Origin of the sequence: Nocardia puris (genome assembly GCF_036051655.1) — a bacterium.
GTDB lineage: Bacteria > Actinomycetota > Actinomycetes > Mycobacteriales > Mycobacteriaceae > Nocardia > Nocardia puris.
Genome location: NZ_CP107943.1, coordinates 5,759,262 through 5,780,172, shown reverse-complemented (window position 1 = coordinate 5,780,172; position 20,911 = coordinate 5,759,262). Strand labels below are relative to the sequence as shown.

Below are 20,911 nucleotides of genomic sequence, written 5' to 3'. Positions count from 1 at the left end.
CTGGCCCGCTGGGGAGCGCGGATGGCCACCCACACGAAGTGGGTTTTCGGCGTGTGGTTGATCGCGCTGGTCGCACTCGGCGCCGCCGCGCCGAGTGTGTTCGACTCCCTGGCGGGCGCAGGCTGGCAGGCCGACGGCTCGGAGTCGGTGCGCGCCCGCGAGCTGGCACAGCAGCACTTCGGCGGAAACTCCTCCGCCGCGGTGCAGGTGGTCGTGCACTCCGACTCCGCACTGGTGTCCGATCCGGCGGTGCAACAGGTCCTGACCGAGGCGATCGCCCTGTTCCAGGGCGACGACCGCTTCAGCCAGGTCATCGCTCCCCAACCCGGGATGACGATCAGTCCGGACGGCCACACCGGCGTCGTGATCGCCGGCGCCGCCGCGAGCACGGACGAGATGGTCAAGGCGGTCGACGACCTCGGGAGCGAGCTGACCGCACTGTCGACCGCCGACATCGAGATCTACCCCACCGGCGCGACCGCACTGTGGAGCGAGTTCAACAGGGCCAACCATGACGCCATGATCAAGGCGGAGATGCTCTCCTGGCCGGTGACACTGGCGATCATGGTGCTCGCGTTCGGCTCACTCGTCGCCGCGGGCCTGCCACTGCTGCTGACCCTCGCGGGCCTGGTGGCCTCCGCGGGCGGACTGGTGCTGCTAAATTCCGCCACCCCGATCTCGGTGTGGGCGATGAACTTCGCCATGATGTTCGCCCTGGCTCTCGGCATCGACTACGCCCTCTTCCTCGTCGCGAGGTTTCGTGACGCGCTGCGCAAGGCCGCGGATACCCGTGCCGCCGTCGCCGAGACGATGGACACCGCGGGCAAGGCGGTCATCCTGTCCGGCCTGACCGTGTTGGTGAGCCTGTCCGCGGTGTTGCTCGTCCCCGCGCCCGCGGTGCGGACCATGGCCGTGGGAATCATGCTCGCCGTCGCGTTCGTCCTCGCCGCCACGCTGACCCTGCTCCCGGCCGCACTGGGCGCCCTGGGCCCGAAGATCAACGCCGGGTCACTGCCCTACGCCACCCGGCAGCAGCACCGGTCCCCCCGGTTCGAATCCTGGGGCAACCTGCTGCACAGGCACCCGTGGCCCTTCGCCATCGGCTCCCTACTCGTGCTGACGGCGCTGGCGATCCCGGTACTCGGCCTGAAGGTGGCCATGCCGTCGATCCAGGTCGTGCCCGCCGACGCTTCCGTGCGCCAGGGCTACGAACTGATCCAGGCCCAGATGGGCGAGGGAGCACCGGGCATGTTCCAGATCATCGCCCCCACGGCCGACGCCGAGGCGACCGCCGCCACCGCGAGGACGACCGAGGGCATCGCCATGGTCACCCCACCGATCCCCAGCGCGGACGGCTCCGATCATCTGATGCTCCAGGCGATTCCAGCGGTCGACCCCTCGGATGAGGCGATGGGCGCGATCCTCGATCGTTTGCGCGCCGATCTGCCGGCGCAGGCACTGGTCGGCGGCGCTCCCGCGGAGAACCTCGACCTTCAGCGAGCACTCGACGACTACCTGCCGGTGATCATCGGTGTCATCCTCGCGCTCGGCTTCACGCTGCTGCTGGCCGCGCTCCAGGCTCCGCTCATCGCCGTCCTCGGGACTGTGGTGAGCCTGCTCTCGACCGCGGCGGCGTTCGGCGTGGCCAGGCTGATCTTCCAGGACGGCCACGGCGCGAGCCTGCTCGGGTTCACCCCGCAGGGCTTCCTGGACGGCTGGGGACCGGTGTTCTTCTTCGCGATGATCTTCGCCATCGCGATGGACTACACGGTGTTCCTGCTCGCGACCGCCAAGGAGCACTACGAGGAATCGGGCGACCCCAACGTTGCGCATGTCATGGGCCTGGCCCATTCGGGCCGCATCATCGCGGCCGCCGCGGCGGTGATGGTCGCGGTGTTCTTCACCTTCGCACTCGCCGAGCCGTTGCCACCCAAGGAGATGGGAATCATCCTCGGCGTCGCCGTGCTGCTGGACGCGGTGTTCATCCGCCTGGTCCTGCTGCCGGTACTGCTGCGCCTGACCGGTCACGCCGCCTGGTGGTCACCCGCCTGGCTGGGCCGCGTGCTACCGAAGGTCACCTTCTCACACGGCTGAGGCGATCGGGGTATGTGTGGCGCGGGTTACCGCACCACACATACCCCCTGGGGTATAGTCGAGTCAGGTTCGTGAAAGGAATCGCCATGGTCGGAAATGACGAGAGTATCGCGCTGGTCCTCAACCGGCTGCGCCGCGCGCACGGGCAGCTCGCCGGGGTGATCTCGATGATCGAGAACGGGCGCGACTGCAAAGAGGTCGTCACCCAGCTCGCGGCGGTCTCGCGCGCGCTGGACAAGGCGGGATTCAAGATCGTCGCCAGTGGACTGCGCGAATGCCTGGCCGGAGACGCCGCCGACGGCAAGGACCCCATGAGCGAAGCGGAGCTCGAGAAGCTCTTCCTAGCCCTCGCCTGACAGTAGCCGCGGGCTCCCTGACTGCCGACCTCGACCGAGGAGAACCACCGTTGAACCTCGCACTGTCCACCACGTTGACGACCTCGTTCGACGACGCCGTCGCTCGGACCCGAGCCGCGTTGCAGGAACAAGGCTTCGGAGTACTGACCGAGATCGACATGCAGGCCACCATGAAGGCCAAACTCGGCGCCGACATGGAGCGGTATCTGATCCTCGGCGCCTGCAATCCGCCGCTCGCGCACCGCGCGGTGGAGGTGAACCGGCAGATCGGATTGCTGCTGCCCTGCAATGTCGTCGTGCGCGAGGACCCGGCCGCGCCGGGCACGGTCCTCGTCGAGGCGATGAATCCGCACCTGCTCGTGCAGGTCACCGATGAACCCGCACTCGCCTCGGTCGCCGACGACGCGGGCCGCCGCCTGCAATCCGCGATCGATGCGCTGACCGTCGAAGACTGACCGCGAGAGCGCGGGGTCCGGAAGGAGCCACCGATGACGATCCTCGTCTCCGTCCTCGTGGGAGCCGTCATCGGAATCCTGCTCGGCCTCCTCGGCGGCGGTGGGTCGATCCTCGCCGTGCCCGGCCTCGTCTACGGACTCGGGATCCCGCTCGGACAGGCGGTTCCGATGTCTCTGCTGGTGGTCGGCCTCTCCGCGCTGGCGGGCGCGGTCCCCAAGATGCGCTCAGGCCGGGTGCAGTGGCGGGTCGCGGCCGTGTTCGCCGTGGCCGGACTGCCCGCCGCGTTCGCCGGGAGCGCCGCGAACCGCGCCCTTCCGCCGGCGCTGACTCTCGCCGGCTTCGCGCTCGTCATGATCGCCGCCGGAGCCCGGATGCTCGCGAGTGAGGACAGCATCGGTACCGCGTGCCGAGTGGACGGATCGACCGTCAATTGGCGTCGATGCACCTCACGTGCCGTTCCGGTCGGCCTCGGCGTGGGTTTCCTGACCGGGCTGTTCGGGGTCGGTGGCGGTTTTCTCATCGTCCCCGGCCTCGTTCTGCTGCTCGGCATCGAGATGTCGGTAGCCATCGGCACATCTCTGGTGATCGTCACCGCCAACTCGGCCTCGGGATTCGCCGCTTACCTGGGCGATCTCAGCCTCGACTGGCGGGTCGCGGCGGTCTTCGCCACGACGGCCATCGGCGGGTCTCTCGTCGCGGGCCGCTACGGACAACGAGTCGACGTCGCGCGGTTGCAGAGGTGGTTCGCCTTCCTGATCTTCACGGTGGCGGCCTTCGTCCTCGTCGACGTGATCATCGTGCGCTGACGGTCGCGGTAGCCTTCGTGCTTCTCACGACGACGTCCGCGGCGGGGTGGTGCGATCGATCTCGCGCCGCAGCAGCAGTCCGTAGGTGAACGTGGACTCCCCCGCATTCTAGGCTTCCCTGGTCAGCTGGATCGGACGGTGCTCGGCCACCACCGCGTCCTGGTGCTCGCCGAGCAGATCCTGCACAGCGACCAGACCGGCGACGGTCTGGTCGATTCGCGCGGGATCCAGATCGCGCACCGACTCCACGTAGTACCAGGTGCGCCACACCGGCTTCCGGAGTTCGTGCAGCGCCGCGTCGGTGGCGTCCTCGTCCCTGGCCGAACCGACCCTTCGCATCCGGCGGCTGACACTCGGCGTCCGGTCGAGTCTCGACGGTCATCACGGTTTCTCGCTGTGTCGGTGACGTTCACTCCCCGCCGTACACCATCGCGTTCCCCGTTCCCTGGGCACGGGGCCGTTCGTCCATCGCGGTCTTCGTGTGACAGCCCCGATCTGCACGACGAAAGACCTGCCGGCGCGTGCCTCGGGACCCCACCCTCGCTCGCCGTCACGGGAGAGTCGGACTGCGCGACGCATTGAGGCATTTCGTCCTCACCAAACGGGCGTAACGGCCGTCTCGCTGAGGCGCCTTTCCCGCGCACACTGGCTGCCATGAGCGATGAAACAGCCCCCACCCGTTCGGCGGTCCGACTGGGGATTCAGCTGGCGTGCCGCGCTCCGTCGATCCACAACACACAACCGTGGCGATGGGACTTCGACGGTGCGCGGCTGACCTTGCGACGCGACCTCGACAGGCAACTGACCGCCGTCGACCCAGATGGACGCCAGGCTGTGATCAGTTGTGGCGCCGCATTGCAGCACGCCCAGACCGTCTTCGCGTCGCTGCACTGGCGCACCGACGTCGAGCGGATACCCGACCCTACCCAGCCCGACCTCCTGGCGACCATCGACTTCAGCCCGTGGCGCGACCCGCCCACGGCCGTGCTCCGGCGAGCCGAGGCGATCGAGTACCGGTACACCGACCGGCTGCCCATGGCCGCGCCGAGCGGCTGGGCCTCGATCAGATTGGCGCTGGAAGAACTCGTCAGCCGACACGGCCTCACACTGGACATCCTCGACGAGGACGCGCGGACACGACTGTCACTGGCTTCGGAACAGTCCGAGGCGCTGCGCCGGTACGACATGGAGTACCAGTCCGAAATCCGGTGGTGGTCGGGACATTCCCATCTCGCGGAGGGCGTGCCGGCGTCAGCGTTGGTGTCGGAGCCGGAAGCGGCCCGCGTCGGAGTCGTCCGCGACTTCCCGCATCCGAAGATCCCCGCCCGCCGCGGCGAACTTCGCGATCACGCGCGCCTGGCCGTACTCACCGCGACGGACGAGATGCCGCAGACGTGGCTGCGCACCGGCGAGGCGCTCTCGGCGGCACTGCTCGAGTGCACGGCGTCCGGCTTGTCGACCTGCGCACTGACCCATATCACCGAACTGACCGCCGGGCGACGCCTGCTCGGCAGCCTGATCGGCCATCCCGGGATACCGCAGGTCGTCCTGCGCATCGGCCTCGCCCCCGACGACCGACGGCCGCCGCCCACGCCTCGCCGACCTGTGCCCGACGTACTCGGCTGGAGCCGATAGCCCACCAGGAGTTCCACCATGTCGTCCTTCCGCCAACGCAAGACCCGCCGCGCCCTGCGCGCAGGGCTGATCGGTAGTGCCGGATTCGTCGCCCTGTGGGCCTTCGTCGGCGCCGTGGGTCTCGTCAGCGGCGGCGCCGAGCTCGGCCCCGACATCACCGCACGCCTCCCGTTCGGCAGCCCGATCCCGGCCGGTGTGCTGCTGGCCGCGATCGTCGGGGCGCCGATGGCGGCCACCGCCGTCCTCGCCCTGCGCGCCGACCCGATCGCGCCGATCGTGGGTCTCGTCAGCGGCGCCCTTCTGATCGGCTGGGTCACGGTCCAGCCGTTCGTGATCGGTCGGTTCACCTGGCTGCAGCCCGTTGTCGGACTGCTCGGTGTCGCTGTGTGCCTGCTGGCCTACCGGCTCCGTCGCCCGGACCTCCGCACCGGGACCCCCACGGTGCCGTTCGGATCGTCACCGGCGTGACAACCCACCGCCGTCGCCGCTGCTCGAACCGAGGTGCGGCCGCGACCGAGGTCACCGCTCCGATGTGCGGAGACGATCTGCTTCCCGAGGCCCGCCTGCAAGCGATAGGTTCGGTGAGTATCGCGGCGCCCCCGATGTCTGGCCGTGGCTCGTCCGGATGGTCCCGGCCGCACCGGTGCGTACACCTACGACTGGGTCGAGCACCTGTTCTGGCCCGACATGCACAGCTCCCGCGAGATCCTGCCCGCCGTCCGGAACCCTCGGCGTGGGAAACGAACTCGCGCTCGTTCCTTCTCTCCGCCACAGGATCGCCGGATTCACCTCGGGGCCTGTGGGCCGGGCCGACCTCGAGAATGCCCAGGTGCCCGCCCCCGCCGCCCGCCCGCAGCCCAGCGACTATCGGGCGGTATCGAGCGACGCGCAACTCTGCGCCGTAGGCTGGTAGTGCCACAGGAAACGAAAGGTCCGCGCTCATGGTCAAGGTCTTCTTGGTCGACGATCACGAAATCGTTCGGCACGGCGTAGCCGACCTCATCGACCTGGAGCCCGACCTCGAGGTCGTCGGCGAGGCCGGTACCTATGCTCAAGCGCTGGCCCGAATCCCGGCGCTGCGCCCCGAGGTGGCGGTGCTCGATGTCCTGCTCCCCGACGGCAACGGCATCGAACTGTGCCGCGAGCTCCTGTCGGCGAATCCGGAACTGCGGTGTCTGATCCTCACCTCGTTCACCGACGAACAAGCCATGCTCAACGCGATCCTGGCCGGTGCCAGCGGTTACGTCATCAAAGACATCAAGGGCCTCGAACTGATCGCCGCCATCCGCGATGTCAGCGCCGGGAAGTCCCTGTTGGACAATCGTGCCGCCGCGGCGCTGATGGCCAAGTTGCGCACCGAGGCGGCGGGCAAGACGGGTCCACTGGCCACACTCACCGAGCAGGAACGAACCCTGCTCGCGCTCCTCGGCGAAGGCTTGACCAATCGGCAGATCGCCGCGCGCATGTTCTTGGCGGAGAAGACCGTCAAGAACTATGTCTCCCGGCTGCTGACGAAGCTCGGGGTCGAACGCCGCACGCAGGCAGCGGTGATGGCATCCAAGCTCAACGAAGCGTGACGGGGTTCCAGCCCACACCGGGACCCCCCTCGTGGACGACCGTGGAACAATGTCCCCCGTGGACGAACACGGCAAAGACCCCGCGCCGGGTCGGCAGGTCGCCGTCACAGAGACCCTGTCGCAGTTGCGGCTGCGGGAGTTGCTGAGCCAGGTTCAGGACCGCATCGCCCAGATCATCGACGTGCGCGACAACATGGACCGGCTCGTCGAGGCGATGCTCGTCGTCACCTCGGGACTCGATCTCGACGACACGCTGCGCTCGATCGTGCACACCGCCATCGAACTCGTCGACGCCCGGTACGGCGCCTTGGGCGTCCGGGAGACCGACAAGAACAGCAATCAGCTCGCCGAGTTCGTCTACGAGGGCATCGACGACCGCACCCGCGTCCTCATCGGTGACCTCCCCCGCGGCCACGGGGTGCTCGGACTGCTGATCCAAGAGCCCACACCGATCCGGCTCAAGACACTGTCCGACCACTCCTCCTCGGTCGGCTTCCCACCGCATCATCCACCGATGCGGACGTTTCTGGGCGTTCCCGTCAAGGTCCGCGACGAGATCTTCGGCAATCTCTACCTCACCGAGAAGGCCGGGGGGCAGGAGTTCACCGAGGACGACGAGGTCGTCGTCCAAGCCCTGGCCGCCGCGGCCGGTATCGCCATCGCCAACGCGCGCCTGTACGAGGAATCCCGCGTCCGCCAACAGTGGCTCGAAGCGACCCGGGACGTGGCGACCGAACTGCTCGCCGGCGGCGAACCCGACGAGGTCCTCGACCTCGTCACGCAGCGGGCCCTCACCCTCACCCAGTCCGCGTGCACGTTCGTCGCGCTGCCCGAGGATCCCGAGGTACCCCGCGACGAAGTGACCGAGCTGGTGGTGATCGCCGCGGCGGGAATCGACGCCGAAGCGATCATCGGCCAGCGCCTCACCGTCGAGGACTCGCAGTCCGGAGCCGCGTACCGTTCCGAGAAAACGGTCGTGTCCGAGAAGCCGCCCTACAATCTCTTCTCGCACACCAGGTCCCAGTTCGGGCCCGCCGTGGTGGTCCCGTTGCGGGTCGGGTCGGAGGTCATCGGCGTACTCACCACGATCCGGCCCGCGGATACGCAGGCGATGGATGAGCCGACCACCGCCATGCTCACCGCGTTCGCCGATCAAGCCGCGCTGGTCCTGCAACTGTCCGACTCGCAGCGCCGTATGCGCGAACTCGACGTGCTCTCCGACCGCGACCGTATCGCCCGGGGCCTGCACGACCACGTCATCCAGCGGCTTTTCGCGGTCGGGCTGTCCCTGCAGGGCACCGTGCAGCGTGCGCGCACGCCGGAGGTCAAGACCCGGCTGATGGAGACCATCGACGACATCCAATCCATCGTCCAGGACATCCGTCACTCCATCTTCGACCTACAGAGCAACAACACGGCGGATTCCTCGAAGTACCGCAAACACCTCCACGGCATCATCGTCGACACCACCGCCGACAGCGGGCTGCGCACGACAGTCCGCCTCGCCGGGCCCGTCACGGTGCTGGCTCCGCCCCTGTCCGACGACGTCGAAGCGGTCCTGCGCGAAGCCGTCAGCAACGTCGTCCGGCACGCGCGGGCCAGTCTGGTCGCGGTCGAACTCCGGGTGGGCGACGAGGTCACGATCGAAGTCACCGATGACGGCGTCGGCGTCCCCGCCGACCTCTCGCGCCGCAGCGGTTTGGCCAATATCGCCGTCCGCGCCGAAAAAGCCGGTGGGTCTTTCCAACTCGTCGACCGCCCCGAGGGCGGGACCCTCCTGCGCTGGACAGCGCCCCTGCCCTGACGCCTCGGCCACCGCGATCCTGGGGCCGGTTGGTCCGCATACCGACGCCGGACGTCTCTACTCTGCCTGTGCTCCCAGGACGGAGACTACCTGTGCGGAATCTCGCGCATCGGCGCTCGTCCGGCGATCTCCCTCATCCAGTCCGACGGTCTTCCCACGGCACCTCCGCGACCTCGGGCGTTGCGTCCACCGGTTGAACCTGAGCGATACGTCTCCGTTCGCTTCGCTGAATCACTTGCCCTGCACGGCTTGTCGGCATCGGCCGGATCGGTCGGCGATGCCCATGACAACGCTCTGGCGGAGTCGATCATTGGCCTGTTCAAGACCGAGGTGATCAACCGGCACGGCCCGTTCAGGCCTCTCACCGAGGTCGAGTTCGCGCTCACGGAGTGGTGCGACTGGTACAGCAACGCCCGCCCGCATTCCCGCCTGGGCTACTTGACCCCGGTCGAATGCGAAGCTGCCTACTACGCTCAACAACCACCACGCCGACCGGCGCTGGTCTGAAACCGAAGCCGGTCTCTTACCCGTGACGGTTCAGGCTATGCATAGGCTCGCAGAGGCGATGCGCGATCCAAGGTTGCCGAACTCGAGAACTCCGACTGCGTGCTGAGTCTGAAGGGCCATGGCTTTACCGCGTGATCTAGCTGGGCTCATCCCCGCTCGCGTGGGAGCGCACTGATTCACCCGCAGTGTTGCACGCCAAACACCTGACCCAGTCCGCACAGCCGCCGCACGGCCCTGGGCACCGTGCCGGTGTGGATCGAACTGGTCGCCGGGTGGCTGCACCTGCACCCCCGTACGCCGCGGCGCCGACTCGCCGCCGAAGGCACCACGTTCGAGGAGAGTCTCGACGAGGAGCACCGCACGTCAGCGCATCGACTGCTGACCCGGACGGCTCTGCCGTTCACCCACCCTCGAGCGGTGGAGGTGAAACCGCAACCGCCACTTGGGCTCCCACGCCTTGTGGGGGGTTTGCTCTGTTGTGCGTCACGAGCATAGGGAGCCGCCCTGCGCCCAGAAGAGTTGGCGCCGCCGAGTCGGCTATCGATGCGGTCCTCGATCGATGGCGTGCGGGGTGCCTGCCGCTCAGAAGGTGGGGTCGATGAGGACCTTGCCTTCGACCTGCCCGGCGGCGAGGCGGTCCAAGGAGTCGCCCAGCCTCTCCAGCCCGACTGGCGGCTCGGCGAATTCCTGTCCCAGCGTGGGGTTCTCGGCGAGGATCCGCAGCGCGGCGGGCAGGTCGGTGTCGCAGACGTGTGCGAGGGTTGTCTCGAGGGTGATTTCGCGGAAGATCATCGAGTGTAGGTCGATCTCGGGTTTCTGTTTCGGGATGCCGACGGCCTCGACCCGGCCGCCGTCGGTGACCAGGTCCAGTGCCAGCGCCAGCTGGCCGGGTGCGCCGCTGGCCTCGATCACGACGTCGGGCCGGGCGCCGTCGAAGGCGTCGGTGAGTTCTTCGGGCAGTGCGTCGGATGCGGTCAGGGTGATATCCGCGCCGAGGCGTTTCGCACGGGCCTGGCGGGTTGCGGCGATGTCGATTACAGCGATCTGGTAGTCGCCGAGGTGCCGCAGTCCGGCCAGGACGAACGAGCCGATCGCGCCCGCGCCGATGACCGCGACTCGGTCACCGGTGACCGCGCCGGCGCGGCGGGCGGCGTGGATGCCGACGGCCAGGGGCTGGGCGAGCGCGGCGTGATCGGTATCCAGTCCGGCAGGTAGGGCGCGCAGTGTGACGGAGGGTACGGCAACGTATTCGGCCATCCCGCCGTGGACGTTGAGCCCGAGAGTGCGGTATCGCAGGCATTTGTTGGTGCGGCCTTGGCGGCAACGGCGGCATTCGCCACACCAGATCCCCGCCCCGCTGGCGACGAGGGTGCCGGGCGGGAGCGTGGCATCTGGGTGGGACTTCACGATTTCGCCGACGAATTCGTGACCGGGGATGAGCGGCCCGAGGTGGCCACTGTGCGGGTGGCGGTGGTGCACCGGAAAGACCTTGGGCCCGGCGACCCATTCGCCGGCATCGGTGCCGCAGATCCCCGACCGCAGGACCTTCACCAGCACTTCACCCGGGTTGAGCGTTGGGATGGCGACCTCCTCGATCCGGATGTCGCGGGGACCGTGGTAGAGGGCGGCTCGCATTGTCGATGGCACAGCGGTGTCTTTCGTCGTCTGGATGTCTCGTACTGGGGTGCAGGTCCGGGCCGGCCGTCTGTCGGCCCGGACCTGGCGGGTCATGCCTTGGCGGTGGCTCCGTCGCGGGGATCGATGGCTGGTTCCACTGGGGCGTTGTCGGTCGCCGTGACGTTTTCGGTGCGGGGCAGCAGCAGTGCTACGACCGCGGCCAACGCGAAGAATCCCGCGCAGAGCACCAGTCCACCCTGGAAGCCGATGCTGGTGGCGAGTCCGGCCAGGATGAACGGTGCCAGCGCCGAGACGCCGCGGCCGACGTTGAAGCAGAATCCGGCGCCGGTGGCGCGGGCACGGGTGGGGAACAGTTCGCCGAGGTAGGAACCGAACAGGCCGAAGAAGGCGGTGAAGGCGCCGAAGCACGGGCCCAGCCACAGCAGGACGGTCAGGTCGGTGGTCAGCGCGTAGATCGGCAGTGTCGCGGCGACGCCGAACAGGGTGATCACGATGGTGCGGTGGCGGCCGATGCGGTCGGCGAGGAAGCCGAATCCGTTGTAGCCGGCGAACATTCCGAGATTGACGATGGTGACGAACAGCGCGACCGATCCCTTGTCGAGCCCGCGTTCGGTGGTGAGATAGGTGGGCAGCCACGTCATCGCGCCCCAGTAGCCGAACAGCGCCAGCGCCGCCATGAGAGTGCCCAGCAGGGTGCGTCGGCGCAGCGAGGAGCCCAGCACGTCGCGCACCGAGACCACGTCGTCGGTGCTGTGGGCCTTCTGCTCGGCCCAGGTGGCCGACTCGGAGAAGAAGATCGCCACAATGGCGAACGGCAGCACTACCGCGACGCCGGCGACCAGGAACATCAGCCGCCAGTCCGGCAGGAACCATCCGGAGATGGTCGCGGCCATCGCTCCGCCCGCGGGAAACGCGCTGATCACGAAGGCGGCGGCCCGGCCTCGCTGGTGCTCGGGGAAGGTCTCGACCACGTAGGCCGAGACCACGCTCCACACCGCGCCCAGGCCGATGCCGGCCAAGAACCGCAGCAGCAGAAAGACTTCGAAGTTCGGCACGACCGCGATGGCGGCGGTGAACGCTCCGAAGGTCGCCAAGGACGCGAGCAGGGCCTTCTTGCGGCCGAAGTTGTCGGCGATGTAGCCGCCCAGGACGCTGCTGACGCCGATGCCGACCAGGGTCGCGGTGGCGAGCAGACCGCCCTGGGTGACCGTCAGGCCCATGTCCGTGCGGATGGCGGGCAGACCCATCGACAGCAGGACGATTTCCAGGGCATCGAACAGGTAGGCGAGAAAGCACCCGCCGAGCACGATCCAACGTGTACGTCGCATCGTCGTACCTCCAGTGTGAGCTGCTGGGGGCGCGCCCGGGCAGCGGTGATCTTCGATTCGCGGCGACGAGCGTCGCCGAGCGGGGTGGAGCGGCCCGGAGCGCGGGCTGGTCCGTTGGATCCGTGCCACGAGTGGCGCGGTCGTTGAAGTCCGGGGCGGATACCGTCCGGAGGAATCGCCGCGGGTACGCGGCTAGTGCTCGTCCGACGGGGCGAGGACGAGGTCGAAAGCGATGCTGGTCCAGTCGCCATCGGGGTGGGAGCCGTCGGGGGCTGGGGTGTCGTGGTGCCAGGACACCTCGACCACGAGGTCGTCCTTGACGCCGAACACCGCGTCCGAGGTCAGGTAGGGATCCTCGGCGAGGAAAATGTGCGTGATCAGTGTCCGGAAGCCGGGCGCGCTCACCAGGAAGTGCAGGTGCGCGGGCCGCATGGGGCCCCGGCCGGTGGCGGCGAGCAGATCGCCCACCGGGCCGTCGTGCGGGATCGGATACGGGGAGGGCAGTACCGACCAGAACCGGTATTCGCCGTCGGTGCCCGAACGCAGCCTGCCGCGCCCGGCGGTCCGCCCGTCCGGGTACTGGACGTCGTAGAAGCCGTCGTCGTCGGCCTCCCACACCTCGATCCGCGCGCCGGGGATCGGTTCTCCGGTCACCGAGCGCACCTCGCCCGACACGTGGCAGGCCACCCCCGCCGCGCCCTGGGCGATGTCGCCGCCGAGCGCGATCTCGGGGGCGTCGTCGACGAAGAACGGCCCGAAGACGGTGGATTCGGTGGCGCCGGGCGCGTCGGGTTCGTTGATCGCGACCGTGAGCATGGACAGGCCGAGCACGTCGGAGAGCAGGATGAACTCCTGGCGCCGACTGTCGGTGATATGTCCGGCGCGGGTGAGGAATTCGATCGCGGCCGTCCATTCGGCGTCGGTGAGCCGGACCTCGCGGGCGAAGGCGTGCAGGTGCCGGACGAGGCTGGTCATCACCTGGCGCAAGCGCGGGTCGGGGGTGGCGGCGAAACTGTCGAGGACCTCCGCGGTGACGGCCGCTTCGCGGTCGGTGGTCAGGGTGTCCTCGGCGCTCATCGTGCGGTCTCCCCGGGGTCGGACCCCGCCCACGCGGCCCGCAGGAGAGCGCGCACGCCATCGTCGGTGACCGGGGTGGGGTTGTCGGCGGGGGCGATCGCGGTGATGTCGTCGACGACGGTGTCGATGTCGGCTTCGCTCATACCGAGGTTGCCCAGACCACCGGGCACACCGAGCCCGGTGCCCAGTTCGCGCACGGCGGTGACGATGTCGGTTCGCCCGAGTGCCCGCGCGATGCGGTCGGTGGCCTCGCGAGCGTTGGGCGCGTTGTAGGCCAGCACGTACGGCAGCACGATCGCGTGGGTTTGTGCGTGAGGCAAGTCGAAGGCGCCGCCCAGGACATGGCAGATTTTGTGGTGCAGGCCTGATCCGGCGACGGCGAATGCCGATCCGGCCAAGTAGGCACCCAGCAACAGATCGCTGCGGGCGGCTGAGTCGGTCGCGGAGGCGTCGATGGCGTGCAGACCGGCGACGAGGTGGCGGATGCCGTCCTCGGCGACCGCGCTCGACACCGGGCTGTGCCGAGGCGCCCAGAAGGCTTCCACGCAGTGCGCGACGGCGTTGAGGGCGCTGGCGACCGCGAGCTCGGCCGGCAGGGTCGCGGTCAGGTCGGGGTCGTAGACGACGGTCGTGGGCAGCACCCGCCGGTCGGTGCCGGTGGTCTTGCGGCCGCGGTCGGTCATCCCCCAGACCGGGGTCACCTCGGATCCGGCGTAGGTCGTCGGCACCGCGACGACGGGCAATCCGGTGGTCAGCGCGACGGCTTTGGCGGTGCCGGTGGTGGATCCGCCGCCCACCGACAGCACCAGATCTGCGTCGGCCTCGGTGGCGGCCTTGCGGGCCAGCTCCGCGACCTCGACCGGGACGTGCGGGCGCACCTGGGAGAAGGTGGCCGCGACACGGTCGGCGAACGGCGCGCACAGCGTGGTCGCGAGGTCGCCCTCGGTGTCGGTGGCGATGAGCAGGATGCGCTGGGCGTCCAGCAGATCCAGTTCCCCGGGCAGCCGGGTGCGGGTCGCGCCCGCGCCGAAGACGATGCGGCCGGGCAGACCGTCGTAGGTGAAGGTGGTCATCGGTTCTCCTCGGGGATCACAGTCGGGCTGTAGGCCAGGAGCAGCCATTGTTCGTCGCAGCGCACCCAGACCGCCTGGGCGCGGTTGCCGAGCTGTTTGCGGGTCCCGCCCGCGGTGATGTCGGCGTGCATCCGTCCGGCGACCACCGCGGAGTCGCCTGCGATCACGATCCGGTCAACGGGGTGGTCGATGCGGTGATACACGTAGAAGCCGCTGCGCAGCTTGTCCAGGTAGCTGTCGAGAGTGTCGACCACCGCGTTGGAGTGGGTGTAGACCAACTCGGGATGGGCCAAGGCGGCGAAGGCGTCGACGTCACCGGCCAGCACGGCCGCATAGCGGGCGTCCTCGAGGGCGCGGATCGTCGCTTCGGTCTCGATGGCGAGGGGGTCGCCGGTCATGAGCGAACTCCTGTCTACATTGCGGGAGAGATGATTTCGGAGAAGGCGGGGGCGTTGCTGCGGCGCAGTGCGGTCAGAACCTCAGCCATGTCGGCCTCGGCCAGCCCGCCCGTCACCGCCTCGTCGAGCACCCCGTACGCCGCTTCGGCGCCGGGCAAGAACAGCTGATGGCGGCGGGCCAGATCCAGTGCCAGGCCGAGGTCCTTGCGGATCAGCGATACCGGCGCCGCGACCGGAGTGGACTCCGGTGCGAGGTAGGCCTGTTGCTTGTAGCCCACATACGGCGCCCCGGCGGCACTGTTGGTGAGGATCCCGTAGAAGACGGCGGGGTCCAGTCCGCCGGCCTCGGCAAGCAGAACACCTTCTGCCACAGCCTGACTCAGACCGGCGAGCACCGCGTTGACCGCCAACTTGGCCGTCGAACCGGCACCGGCGGCGCCCGCGTGGAACTGCTTGGCGGTCATCGCCGCCAGTACCGGCTGGACCCTGTCGAACTGTGCGGTGGTGGCGCCGACCATCGTGGTGATCGTGGCGGCCTCGGCCATCGACACGCTGCCCGAGACGGGCGCGTCCACGACCTCGATCCACGACAGCGCCGCCAGCTCGCGGACGACCGCGGGACCAACCGTTCCCATGACGACATGCAGGTGGCCCGGTGCGACATCGGACAACGCCTCGGTGACCAGCGCACGGGTCGCCGCGCCGTCGGGCAGCATGCTGATCGAGATCTCCGTGGCGGCCAGCGCATCGGCGGTGTCGACCGAACGCACCGACGCGGGCAGCTGCTGTGCGACGGGGTCGTAGGCGAGCACGGTGTGCCCGGCAGCGGCCAAATGCGTGGCCATGGGCTTACCCATCCGGCCCAGGCCGGCGAATCCGATCAACATGTCGAGCCCCGCTCGGCGGAACCGGCACGAGCAATGTCGATCGAGGCGGTGGAAGACCGCGGCCACCGGATCGCTGGGGTGTGTTCATGCGGGGAAGACACGAGACTCCTTCGTCGTCGATGACGGGAACGGGGCGAGAACCACCACCAAATATGTTCAGTATCATTGAACACATCTTCAGTGATGTCAACCACTGTCCACTGAGGCGTTCTATGCAGTGGAGTCCTGGCACTCAGTAGCGCGCACGACGGGGACGGCCATGCCACGACTTTGCGCCTCAAGGGGCGGCCCTGGACCGCCGCCGAGCGTCCACTCGCAGCCGAGCGGGTATGTTCATTGCTAGTGAAACGCTATTGTTCACTGATAGTTGATGAATAGGCAGACAGGGGTGCGCTGATGCAGGACAGAATCGGGCCGGCACTGAAGCAGGCGCGCCTGGATCGCGGAGCGAGCTTGCGAGCTGTCGCCGCGGCGGTCGGGATCTCGGCCAGCCAGCTCTCCCAGATCGAGAACAACAAGTCCCAGCCCTCGGTGAGCACCCTCTACGCCCTGGTCCATCACCTGGAGATTTCCCTCGACGACCTGCTGGGGATCCCGCACCGGCGCACGATTCAACCACCTGCCGATTCGCCCGACAACGCCGGCGGACAGGTTGTTCAGCGCGGCACCGACAACCCCGTGATCGAGATGGCCAACGGGGTCCGCTGGGAAAAACTCGCGGTCGGACCGGGCTCCGACGTCGACGCACTCCTGGTCACCTACGAACCCGGTGCGGCGAGTTCGGTCGACCGGATGCCCATGCGCCACTCCGGGACCGAGTACGCCTACTTGTTCTCCGGGGAACTCACGCTGCTGCTCGGGTTCGACAAGTACACGATCAGCGCAGGCGACTCGCTCTGGTTCGACTCCACCCGCCCGCACATCTATGTCAACCAGACCGACCAGCCCGCACGCGGGGTGTGGTTCGTCTCCGGGCGCCACGAGTCCGGCCCGACCCGGGAATGGGTCGCCGCCCAGCTCGGAGAGCCGACCCCGGGGAGGTCACCTCGGGTGAACAGCGCCGTCGATGCACTCGATCTTCTCGGCGCTGCCACCGCGCGGTCATCGCCGGGCAATCGCGAGGCCTAGACACACGCAGCATGACACCGGCGGCTGGTCACCGACATCGCCGCACACCTACATGGACCCGACCGAATCACTTGCACATGAACAACATCCGTCAACGAGTCCCACCATCAGCCCAGCAGGCAAAGGGGCAGTCGTCGACCTTGTTCTGATCAGCGTTGGGCTGGGCAACCCGGCGCTGATAGCGTCATCCCGTCCTTCAGCGGCGGACTCGCCGAAGCAGCACATCGAGGGCCGTTGCCAGCGGCACCCCATGGCCCAGGAACTCCAGATGCGCGACCTCGCCGACAGCAACATCCTGCCGACCTGGCCCGATGGAAAGCCGACGAAGTAGACAGTGCTGCCCCTGCAAGCTCATTCGGGCGGAAAGCGCGTAGAGGCAGGGGCGAGCATCCACCTACACGGCGTCTAGGAGCACTGTGGGAGGCGGGCATCACGATGCTCGACCCGGTGCGCCGCGGTCGGGTGTATGAAAGCCGCGCCCGCGTCCAGGCCCTGCCGCGGTGGACAGGGCCACGGCGCTGACCGAAAGGTCAGACCCGTTCGAATACAGCCGCCAAGCCCTGTCCGCCGCCGATGCACATCGTTTCGAGTCCGTAGCGACCGCCTCGGCGCGTCAATTCGTGCAGCAGGGTCGCCAGGATCCGAGCGCCGGTGGCACCCACCGGATGGCCGAGGGAGATGCCGGACCCGTTCGGATTGAGGCGAGGGTCGTCGGGGTCGACCTTCCAGGACCGCAGCACGGCCAGCGTCTGGGCGGCGAAGGCCTCGTTGAGTTCGATGACGTCCATGTCGTCGAGCGTGAGGCCCAATCGCGCGAGCGCCTTTTCGGTCGCTGGGACCGGTCCGATGCCCATCCTGGCAGGCTCTACGCCGGCGACCGCCCAGGACGCGAGGCGCGCCATCGGCTGCAGACCGAGCTCGGCGGCCCGTTGGGGGGTGGTCACCACGCACACCGCCGCGCCGTCGTTCTGGCCGCTGGAATTGCCCGCGGTGACGGTCGAGTCCGGATCGGCTGCCGCGCGGATCGGGCGCAGGCGGCCCAGGGTGTGGATGTCGGTGTCAGCGCGCGGATGTTCGTCGAGCGCCACCTGTATGGGCTCCTTGTGCCGCTGCGTCACTGTCACGGGCACGATCTCGGCGTCGAAGCGTCCCTCGCGCTGCGCGGCGACCGCGCGCCGGTGCGACTGCACGGCGAGTGCGTCCTGGTCGGTGCGGGTGATGCGGAACTGCCCGCGCAGATTCTCCGCGGTCTCGATCATGCCGCCCGGGACGGGAAAGTTCTTGCCTCCGGCGGTGACCCGCGCCCGGGCCAGGCGATCGTGCAGGACCGGACCGTCGCCGCGCACGCCCCACCGAATGCTGTCGGTGTAGAACTCGGTGCGGCTCATCGACTCCACTCCCCCGGCCAGCACGAGATCGCTGCCACCGGTCTGCACCTGCATGCACGCTTGCAGCACGGCCTGCAGCCCCGATCCGCACCGCCGGTCGACCTGGGCGCCGGGAACGCCGACGCCCAGTCCCGCGTCGAGTGCGGCGATACGCCCGATCGCCGGAGCCTCGGCACCGGGCGAGGCCTGCCCCAGGATGACGTCGTCGATGTGTTCGGCGGCCAGACCGGTGCGTGTCACCAGTTCGGTGATCACGGTCGTGGCGAGATCTTGCGCGGTGAGGTCTTTGAAGACGCCGCCGAACCGGCCGACCGGGGTTCGCAGGGGGTGGCAGATGACAGCTTCGGGCATGGAGCTTCCTCGTGGATCAGGTGTGGGATCGTATCTGGCTCAGGTCGTGCTCGATCGCGGCGCTGGTCTCGAGCAGGGCGGGGATCAGAAAGTCGTGGACCTCGCTCGCGGTGTAGCGGGCGGCGTGGGTGGAGATATTGACCGCGGCCACGACCGCGCCGTGCCGGTCGCGGATCGGTGCGGCCATCGATCGCAGGCCCTGTTCGAGTTCCTGGTCGACGACGCAGAACCCCAGGGCGCGTACGCGTTCCAGCTCGGCGCGCAGCTGCGCCGCGGACGCGATGGTGCTGGGCGTGATCGGGGCGAGGTCTGCCTCACTCAGATAGCGGTCCAGCGCCTCGGGGTCGAGGGCGGCGAGCAGGACTCGGCCCATCGACGTGGCGAAGGCGGGGAAGCGGGTGCCGATGTCGATCGAGACGGTCATGATCCGGCTGACCGGGACACGGGCGACATAGACGATGTCGGTGCCGTCCAGGATCGACACCGACGTGGACTCGTGGACCCTCCCGGCCAGTGCCTCGAGATGGGGGCCCGAGAGTTCGGGCAGACCGAGGCTGGACAGGAAGCTGTAGCCCAACTCGAGAACTTTTGGAGTGAGCCAGAATTGGCCGCCGTCGGTGCGCACGTAGCCGAGTTCGACCAAGGTGAGCAGGAATCGGCGGGCGGTCGCGCGGGTCAGCTCGGTCGCGGCCGCGACTTCGCTGAGGGTGCGCCGGGGATGCTCGGCATCGAACGATCGGATGACGGCCAGCCCGCGTCCGAGGGACTGCACGTACTCCAGCGACGGTTCGGCCATAGCTGGCGCACCTCCTTCTCCCAGTGGACCGACGGCATCCGCCCCCGCGGCAGGATCTCGACCGCCGGTCGGGCCTGAGGGTACGGCGCACAACCTCTGCGCAGTGATCTGGCGCGGTGCCGCCGGAGCGAGCTCACACCATCACCCACACCTCGGTGTTCGTCCTGCGAACAAGTGTACTCATTGCGAACGATTCGTCTAGTATCGGTGCCGTGATGGACAAAGTCATTGCGACGGCAACCGCGGCCGTCGCCGATATCCCCGACGGCGCCTCGCTCGCGGTCGGCGGGTTCGGGCTCGTCGGAGTGCCTCAGGTGCTCATCGACGCCCTACTCGCCCAGGGCGCCACCGATCTCGAAGTGGTCAGCAACAACTGCGGCACCTCCGGTTCCGGCCTCGGCGTGCTGCTCGACGCGCACCGGATACGCCGCACGACCAGCTCCTATGTGGGGTCCAACGCCGAATTCGCCCGCCAGTTCCTGGCCGGCGAACTCGAGGTCGAGCTCACCCCGCAGGGCACCCTGGCCGAGCGCATGCGCGCCGGCGGGGCGGGCATTCCCGCCTTCTACACCCCGGCAGGCGTCGGCACCCAGGTCGCCGAGGGCGGGCTGCCGCTGCGCTACGACGGCGCAGGCGGGATCGCACTCGCGAGCCCCGCCAAGGAGACCCGGGTCTTCGACGGGATGACCTACGTACTCGAGCAGGCGATCGTCACCGACTTCGCGTTGGTCCACGCCTGGAAGGGTGACCGGCACGGCAATCTCGTCTACCGGCGCAGCGCCCGCAACTTCAACCCGCCCGCCGCCGCGGCAGGCCGCGTGACCATCGCCCAAGTCGAGGAACTGGTCGAACCGGGCGAACTCGACCCTGACGAGATCCACACCCCGGGCATCCACGTCCAGCGGGTCGTGCACGTCGGCAGAGTCGAGGTACGCATCGAGAACAGGACGGTCCGCGCATGAGCCGCACCCGCCACGAACTGGCCGCACGTGTCGCCGCCGAACTGCGCGACGGTCAATACGTCAACCTCGGCATCGGCATGCCGACCCTCGTCCCGAACTACCTGCCCGAGGGCGTGAGTGTCGTGCTCCATTCGGAGAACGGCGTTTTGGGAGTCGGTCCCTATCCCACCGAGGACGAAGTCGACCCCGAACTGATCAACGCGGGCAAGGAGACGATCACCGTCATGCCCGGCGCCTCCTACTTCGACTCCGCCCACTCGTTCGGCATGATCCGCGGTGGCTGCGTCGATGTCGCTGTGCTCGGCGCGATGCAGGTCAGCGCTCGCGGGGACCTGGCGAACTGGATGATCCCAGGAAAAATGGTCAAGGGCATGGGCGGGGCAATGGACCTGGTCCACGGCGCGAAACGCGTCATCGTGATGATGGAACATCGTTCACGCAACGGCGAACCCAAGATCGTCGAGCGGTGCAGCCTGCCGCTGACCGGAACGAGCTGTGTGCACCGCATCATCACCGACATGGCCGTCTTCGACGTCTGTTCGACCGGGCTGATACTCCTCGAAACCGCCCCCGATGTCACCGTCGCCGAGGTACGCGAAGCCACAGGCGCCGACTTCACGGTCGCCTTGGCCCTCAGCTGAGCCCGCCGG

The 20,911-nt window shown here is 68.5% G+C and carries 22 protein-coding genes; 13 read left to right on the top strand and 9 right to left on the bottom strand.

Annotated elements, in window-relative coordinates:
• Positions 1–21 precede the first annotated feature (21 nt).
• From OHB21_RS26650 to OHB21_RS26635, 4 genes are all read left to right on the top strand, one after another.
• Positions 22–2,094: an MMPL family transporter gene (locus tag OHB21_RS26650; protein WP_195126756.1), complete on the top strand. Its 2,073-nt coding sequence runs from the start codon at positions 22–24 to the stop codon at positions 2,092–2,094.
• An 86-nt stretch (positions 2,095–2,180) separates the two neighbouring features.
• Positions 2,181–2,450, top strand: a complete 270-nt coding sequence (locus OHB21_RS26645) for a metal-sensitive transcriptional regulator (protein ID WP_067512551.1) — start codon at positions 2,181–2,183, stop codon at positions 2,448–2,450.
• A 50-nt stretch (positions 2,451–2,500) separates the two neighbouring features.
• A complete protein-coding gene (locus OHB21_RS26640) occupies positions 2,501–2,905 on the top strand; it encodes a DUF302 domain-containing protein (RefSeq protein ID WP_195126739.1) in 405 nt (134 codons plus the stop codon).
• A 33-nt stretch (positions 2,906–2,938) separates the two neighbouring features.
• The gene (locus OHB21_RS26635) at positions 2,939–3,712 is read left to right on the top strand and encodes a sulfite exporter TauE/SafE family protein (RefSeq protein ID WP_195126738.1); all 774 of its coding nucleotides are present in this window, start codon (positions 2,939–2,941) and stop codon (positions 3,710–3,712) included.
• Between the two features lie 108 nt (positions 3,713–3,820).
• Here OHB21_RS26635 and OHB21_RS26630 read toward each other — a convergent pair whose 3' ends face one another.
• The gene (locus OHB21_RS26630; protein WP_195126737.1) at positions 3,821–4,051 is read right to left on the bottom strand and encodes a CHAD domain-containing protein; all 231 of its coding nucleotides are present in this window, start codon (positions 4,049–4,051) and stop codon (positions 3,821–3,823) included.
• Positions 4,052–4,366: 315 nt separating this feature from the next.
• Between OHB21_RS26630 and OHB21_RS26625 the strand changes: the two genes are divergently transcribed.
• The 5 genes from OHB21_RS26625 (at position 4,367) to OHB21_RS26605 (ending at position 9,235) form a co-directional block, all read left to right on the top strand.
• On the top strand, positions 4,367–5,347 hold the full coding sequence (locus tag OHB21_RS26625; protein WP_067512559.1) for an Acg family FMN-binding oxidoreductase: 981 nt from the start codon (positions 4,367–4,369) through the stop codon (positions 5,345–5,347).
• Between the two features lie 18 nt (positions 5,348–5,365).
• Positions 5,366–5,815, top strand: a complete 450-nt coding sequence (locus OHB21_RS26620; RefSeq protein WP_195126736.1) for a hypothetical protein — start codon at positions 5,366–5,368, stop codon at positions 5,813–5,815.
• Between the two features lie 473 nt (positions 5,816–6,288).
• Entirely contained in the window at positions 6,289–6,924 is a 636-nt protein-coding gene (locus OHB21_RS26615) for a response regulator (RefSeq protein ID WP_067512564.1), read from the top strand.
• Between the two features lie 49 nt (positions 6,925–6,973).
• Positions 6,974–8,728 (top strand): GAF domain-containing sensor histidine kinase, encoded by a 1,755-nt coding sequence (locus OHB21_RS26610; protein WP_195126735.1) that lies wholly within the window; start codon positions 6,974–6,976, stop codon positions 8,726–8,728.
• 249 nt (positions 8,729–8,977) lie between these two features.
• A complete protein-coding gene (locus OHB21_RS26605) occupies positions 8,978–9,235 on the top strand; it encodes an integrase core domain-containing protein (RefSeq protein ID WP_195126734.1) in 258 nt (85 codons plus the stop codon).
• Positions 9,236–9,817: 582 nt separating this feature from the next.
• Here OHB21_RS26605 and OHB21_RS26600 read toward each other — a convergent pair.
• The 6 genes from OHB21_RS26600 to OHB21_RS26575 all read right to left on the bottom strand — a co-directional run bounded on the left by OHB21_RS26600 (position 9,818) and on the right by OHB21_RS26575 (position 15,636).
• A complete protein-coding gene (locus OHB21_RS26600; protein WP_324192291.1) occupies positions 9,818–10,882 on the bottom strand; it encodes a zinc-dependent alcohol dehydrogenase in 1,065 nt (354 codons plus the stop codon).
• Positions 10,883–10,962: 80 nt separating this feature from the next.
• Positions 10,963–12,201: an MFS transporter gene (locus OHB21_RS26595; RefSeq protein WP_067512569.1), complete on the bottom strand. Its 1,239-nt coding sequence runs from the start codon at positions 12,199–12,201 to the stop codon at positions 10,963–10,965.
• Positions 12,202–12,393: 192 nt separating this feature from the next.
• Complete coding sequence (locus tag OHB21_RS26590) at positions 12,394–13,278, bottom strand: intradiol ring-cleavage dioxygenase (RefSeq protein ID WP_067512571.1); 885 nt, start codon at positions 13,276–13,278, stop codon at positions 12,394–12,396.
• Positions 13,275–14,351, bottom strand: coding sequence for a maleylacetate reductase (locus OHB21_RS26585; protein WP_067512573.1), 1,077 nt, complete (start codon positions 14,349–14,351; stop codon positions 13,275–13,277). The genes OHB21_RS26590 and OHB21_RS26585 overlap by 4 nt, the downstream gene beginning before the upstream one ends.
• Positions 14,348–14,749: a nuclear transport factor 2 family protein gene (locus OHB21_RS26580; protein WP_195126733.1), complete on the bottom strand. Its 402-nt coding sequence runs from the start codon at positions 14,747–14,749 to the stop codon at positions 14,348–14,350. Before OHB21_RS26580 ends, OHB21_RS26585 begins: the two co-directional genes overlap by 4 nt.
• 14 nt (positions 14,750–14,763) lie before the next feature.
• Complete coding sequence (locus tag OHB21_RS26575; RefSeq protein WP_067512577.1) at positions 14,764–15,636, bottom strand: NAD(P)-dependent oxidoreductase; 873 nt, start codon at positions 15,634–15,636, stop codon at positions 14,764–14,766.
• Positions 15,637–16,032: 396 nt separating this feature from the next.
• Between OHB21_RS26575 and OHB21_RS26570 the strand changes: the two genes are divergently transcribed.
• Entirely contained in the window at positions 16,033–16,764 is a 732-nt protein-coding gene (locus OHB21_RS26570; RefSeq protein ID WP_067512579.1) for a cupin domain-containing protein, read from the top strand.
• A gap of 52 nt (positions 16,765–16,816) precedes the next feature.
• The gene (locus tag OHB21_RS26565; RefSeq protein WP_147266019.1) at positions 16,817–17,095 is read left to right on the top strand and encodes a hypothetical protein; all 279 of its coding nucleotides are present in this window, start codon (positions 16,817–16,819) and stop codon (positions 17,093–17,095) included.
• A 199-nt stretch (positions 17,096–17,294) separates the two neighbouring features.
• Here OHB21_RS26565 and OHB21_RS26560 read toward each other — a convergent pair whose 3' ends face one another.
• Both OHB21_RS26560 and OHB21_RS26555 read right to left on the bottom strand, forming a co-directional pair.
• Positions 17,295–18,503, bottom strand: a complete 1,209-nt coding sequence (locus OHB21_RS26560; protein ID WP_067512581.1) for an acetyl-CoA C-acetyltransferase — start codon at positions 18,501–18,503, stop codon at positions 17,295–17,297.
• A 16-nt stretch (positions 18,504–18,519) separates the two neighbouring features.
• Positions 18,520–19,299, bottom strand: a complete 780-nt coding sequence (locus OHB21_RS26555; RefSeq protein ID WP_195126732.1) for an IclR family transcriptional regulator domain-containing protein — start codon at positions 19,297–19,299, stop codon at positions 18,520–18,522.
• Positions 19,300–19,514: 215 nt separating this feature from the next.
• On the opposite strand from OHB21_RS26555, the gene OHB21_RS26550 reads away from it, so the two are divergent.
• Together OHB21_RS26550 and OHB21_RS26545 are read left to right on the top strand one after the other, a co-directional pair.
• Positions 19,515–20,261, top strand: coding sequence for a CoA transferase subunit A (locus OHB21_RS26550; protein ID WP_195126754.1), 747 nt, complete (start codon positions 19,515–19,517; stop codon positions 20,259–20,261).
• Positions 20,258–20,902: a CoA transferase subunit B gene (locus OHB21_RS26545; protein WP_067512587.1), complete on the top strand. Its 645-nt coding sequence runs from the start codon at positions 20,258–20,260 to the stop codon at positions 20,900–20,902. The genes OHB21_RS26550 and OHB21_RS26545 overlap by 4 nt, the downstream gene beginning before the upstream one ends.
• The last annotated feature ends 9 nt before the right edge of the window (positions 20,903–20,911 follow it).

Excerpts from the sequence above, each read along its gene's own strand:
- OHB21_RS26550 (WP_195126754.1), top strand. The coding sequence starts at position 19,515 with ATGGACAAAGTCATTGCGACGGCAACCGCGGCCGTCGCCGATATCCCC.
- OHB21_RS26570 (WP_067512579.1), top strand. The coding sequence starts at position 16,033 with ATGCAGGACAGAATCGGGCCGGCACTGAAGCAGGCGCGCCTGGATCGC.
- OHB21_RS26615 (WP_067512564.1), top strand. The coding sequence starts at position 6,289 with ATGGTCAAGGTCTTCTTGGTCGACGATCACGAAATCGTTCGGCACGGC.
- OHB21_RS26575 (WP_067512577.1), bottom strand. The coding sequence starts at position 15,636 with ATGTTGATCGGATTCGCCGGCCTGGGCCGGATGGGTAAGCCCATGGCC.
- OHB21_RS26650 (WP_195126756.1), top strand. The coding sequence starts at position 22 with ATGGCCACCCACACGAAGTGGGTTTTCGGCGTGTGGTTGATCGCGCTG.
- OHB21_RS26620 (WP_195126736.1), top strand. The coding sequence starts at position 5,366 with ATGTCGTCCTTCCGCCAACGCAAGACCCGCCGCGCCCTGCGCGCAGGG.
- OHB21_RS26645 (WP_067512551.1), top strand. The coding sequence starts at position 2,181 with ATGGTCGGAAATGACGAGAGTATCGCGCTGGTCCTCAACCGGCTGCGC.
- OHB21_RS26545 (WP_067512587.1), top strand. The coding sequence starts at position 20,258 with ATGAGCCGCACCCGCCACGAACTGGCCGCACGTGTCGCCGCCGAACTG.
- OHB21_RS26595 (WP_067512569.1), bottom strand. The coding sequence starts at position 12,201 with ATGCGACGTACACGTTGGATCGTGCTCGGCGGGTGCTTTCTCGCCTAC.
- OHB21_RS26555 (WP_195126732.1), bottom strand. The coding sequence starts at position 19,299 with ATGGCCGAACCGTCGCTGGAGTACGTGCAGTCCCTCGGACGCGGGCTG.
- OHB21_RS26590 (WP_067512571.1), bottom strand. The coding sequence starts at position 13,278 with ATGAGCGCCGAGGACACCCTGACCACCGACCGCGAAGCGGCCGTCACC.
- OHB21_RS26580 (WP_195126733.1), bottom strand. The coding sequence starts at position 14,749 with ATGACCGGCGACCCCCTCGCCATCGAGACCGAAGCGACGATCCGCGCC.
- OHB21_RS26630 (WP_195126737.1), bottom strand. The coding sequence starts at position 4,051 with ATGCGAAGGGTCGGTTCGGCCAGGGACGAGGACGCCACCGACGCGGCG.
- OHB21_RS26610 (WP_195126735.1), top strand. The coding sequence starts at position 6,974 with ATGTCCCCCGTGGACGAACACGGCAAAGACCCCGCGCCGGGTCGGCAG.
- OHB21_RS26565 (WP_147266019.1), top strand. The coding sequence starts at position 16,817 with ATGGACCCGACCGAATCACTTGCACATGAACAACATCCGTCAACGAGT.
- OHB21_RS26635 (WP_195126738.1), top strand. The coding sequence starts at position 2,939 with ATGACGATCCTCGTCTCCGTCCTCGTGGGAGCCGTCATCGGAATCCTG.
- OHB21_RS26585 (WP_067512573.1), bottom strand. The coding sequence starts at position 14,351 with ATGACCACCTTCACCTACGACGGTCTGCCCGGCCGCATCGTCTTCGGC.
- OHB21_RS26625 (WP_067512559.1), top strand. The coding sequence starts at position 4,367 with ATGAGCGATGAAACAGCCCCCACCCGTTCGGCGGTCCGACTGGGGATT.
- OHB21_RS26560 (WP_067512581.1), bottom strand. The coding sequence starts at position 18,503 with ATGCCCGAAGCTGTCATCTGCCACCCCCTGCGAACCCCGGTCGGCCGG.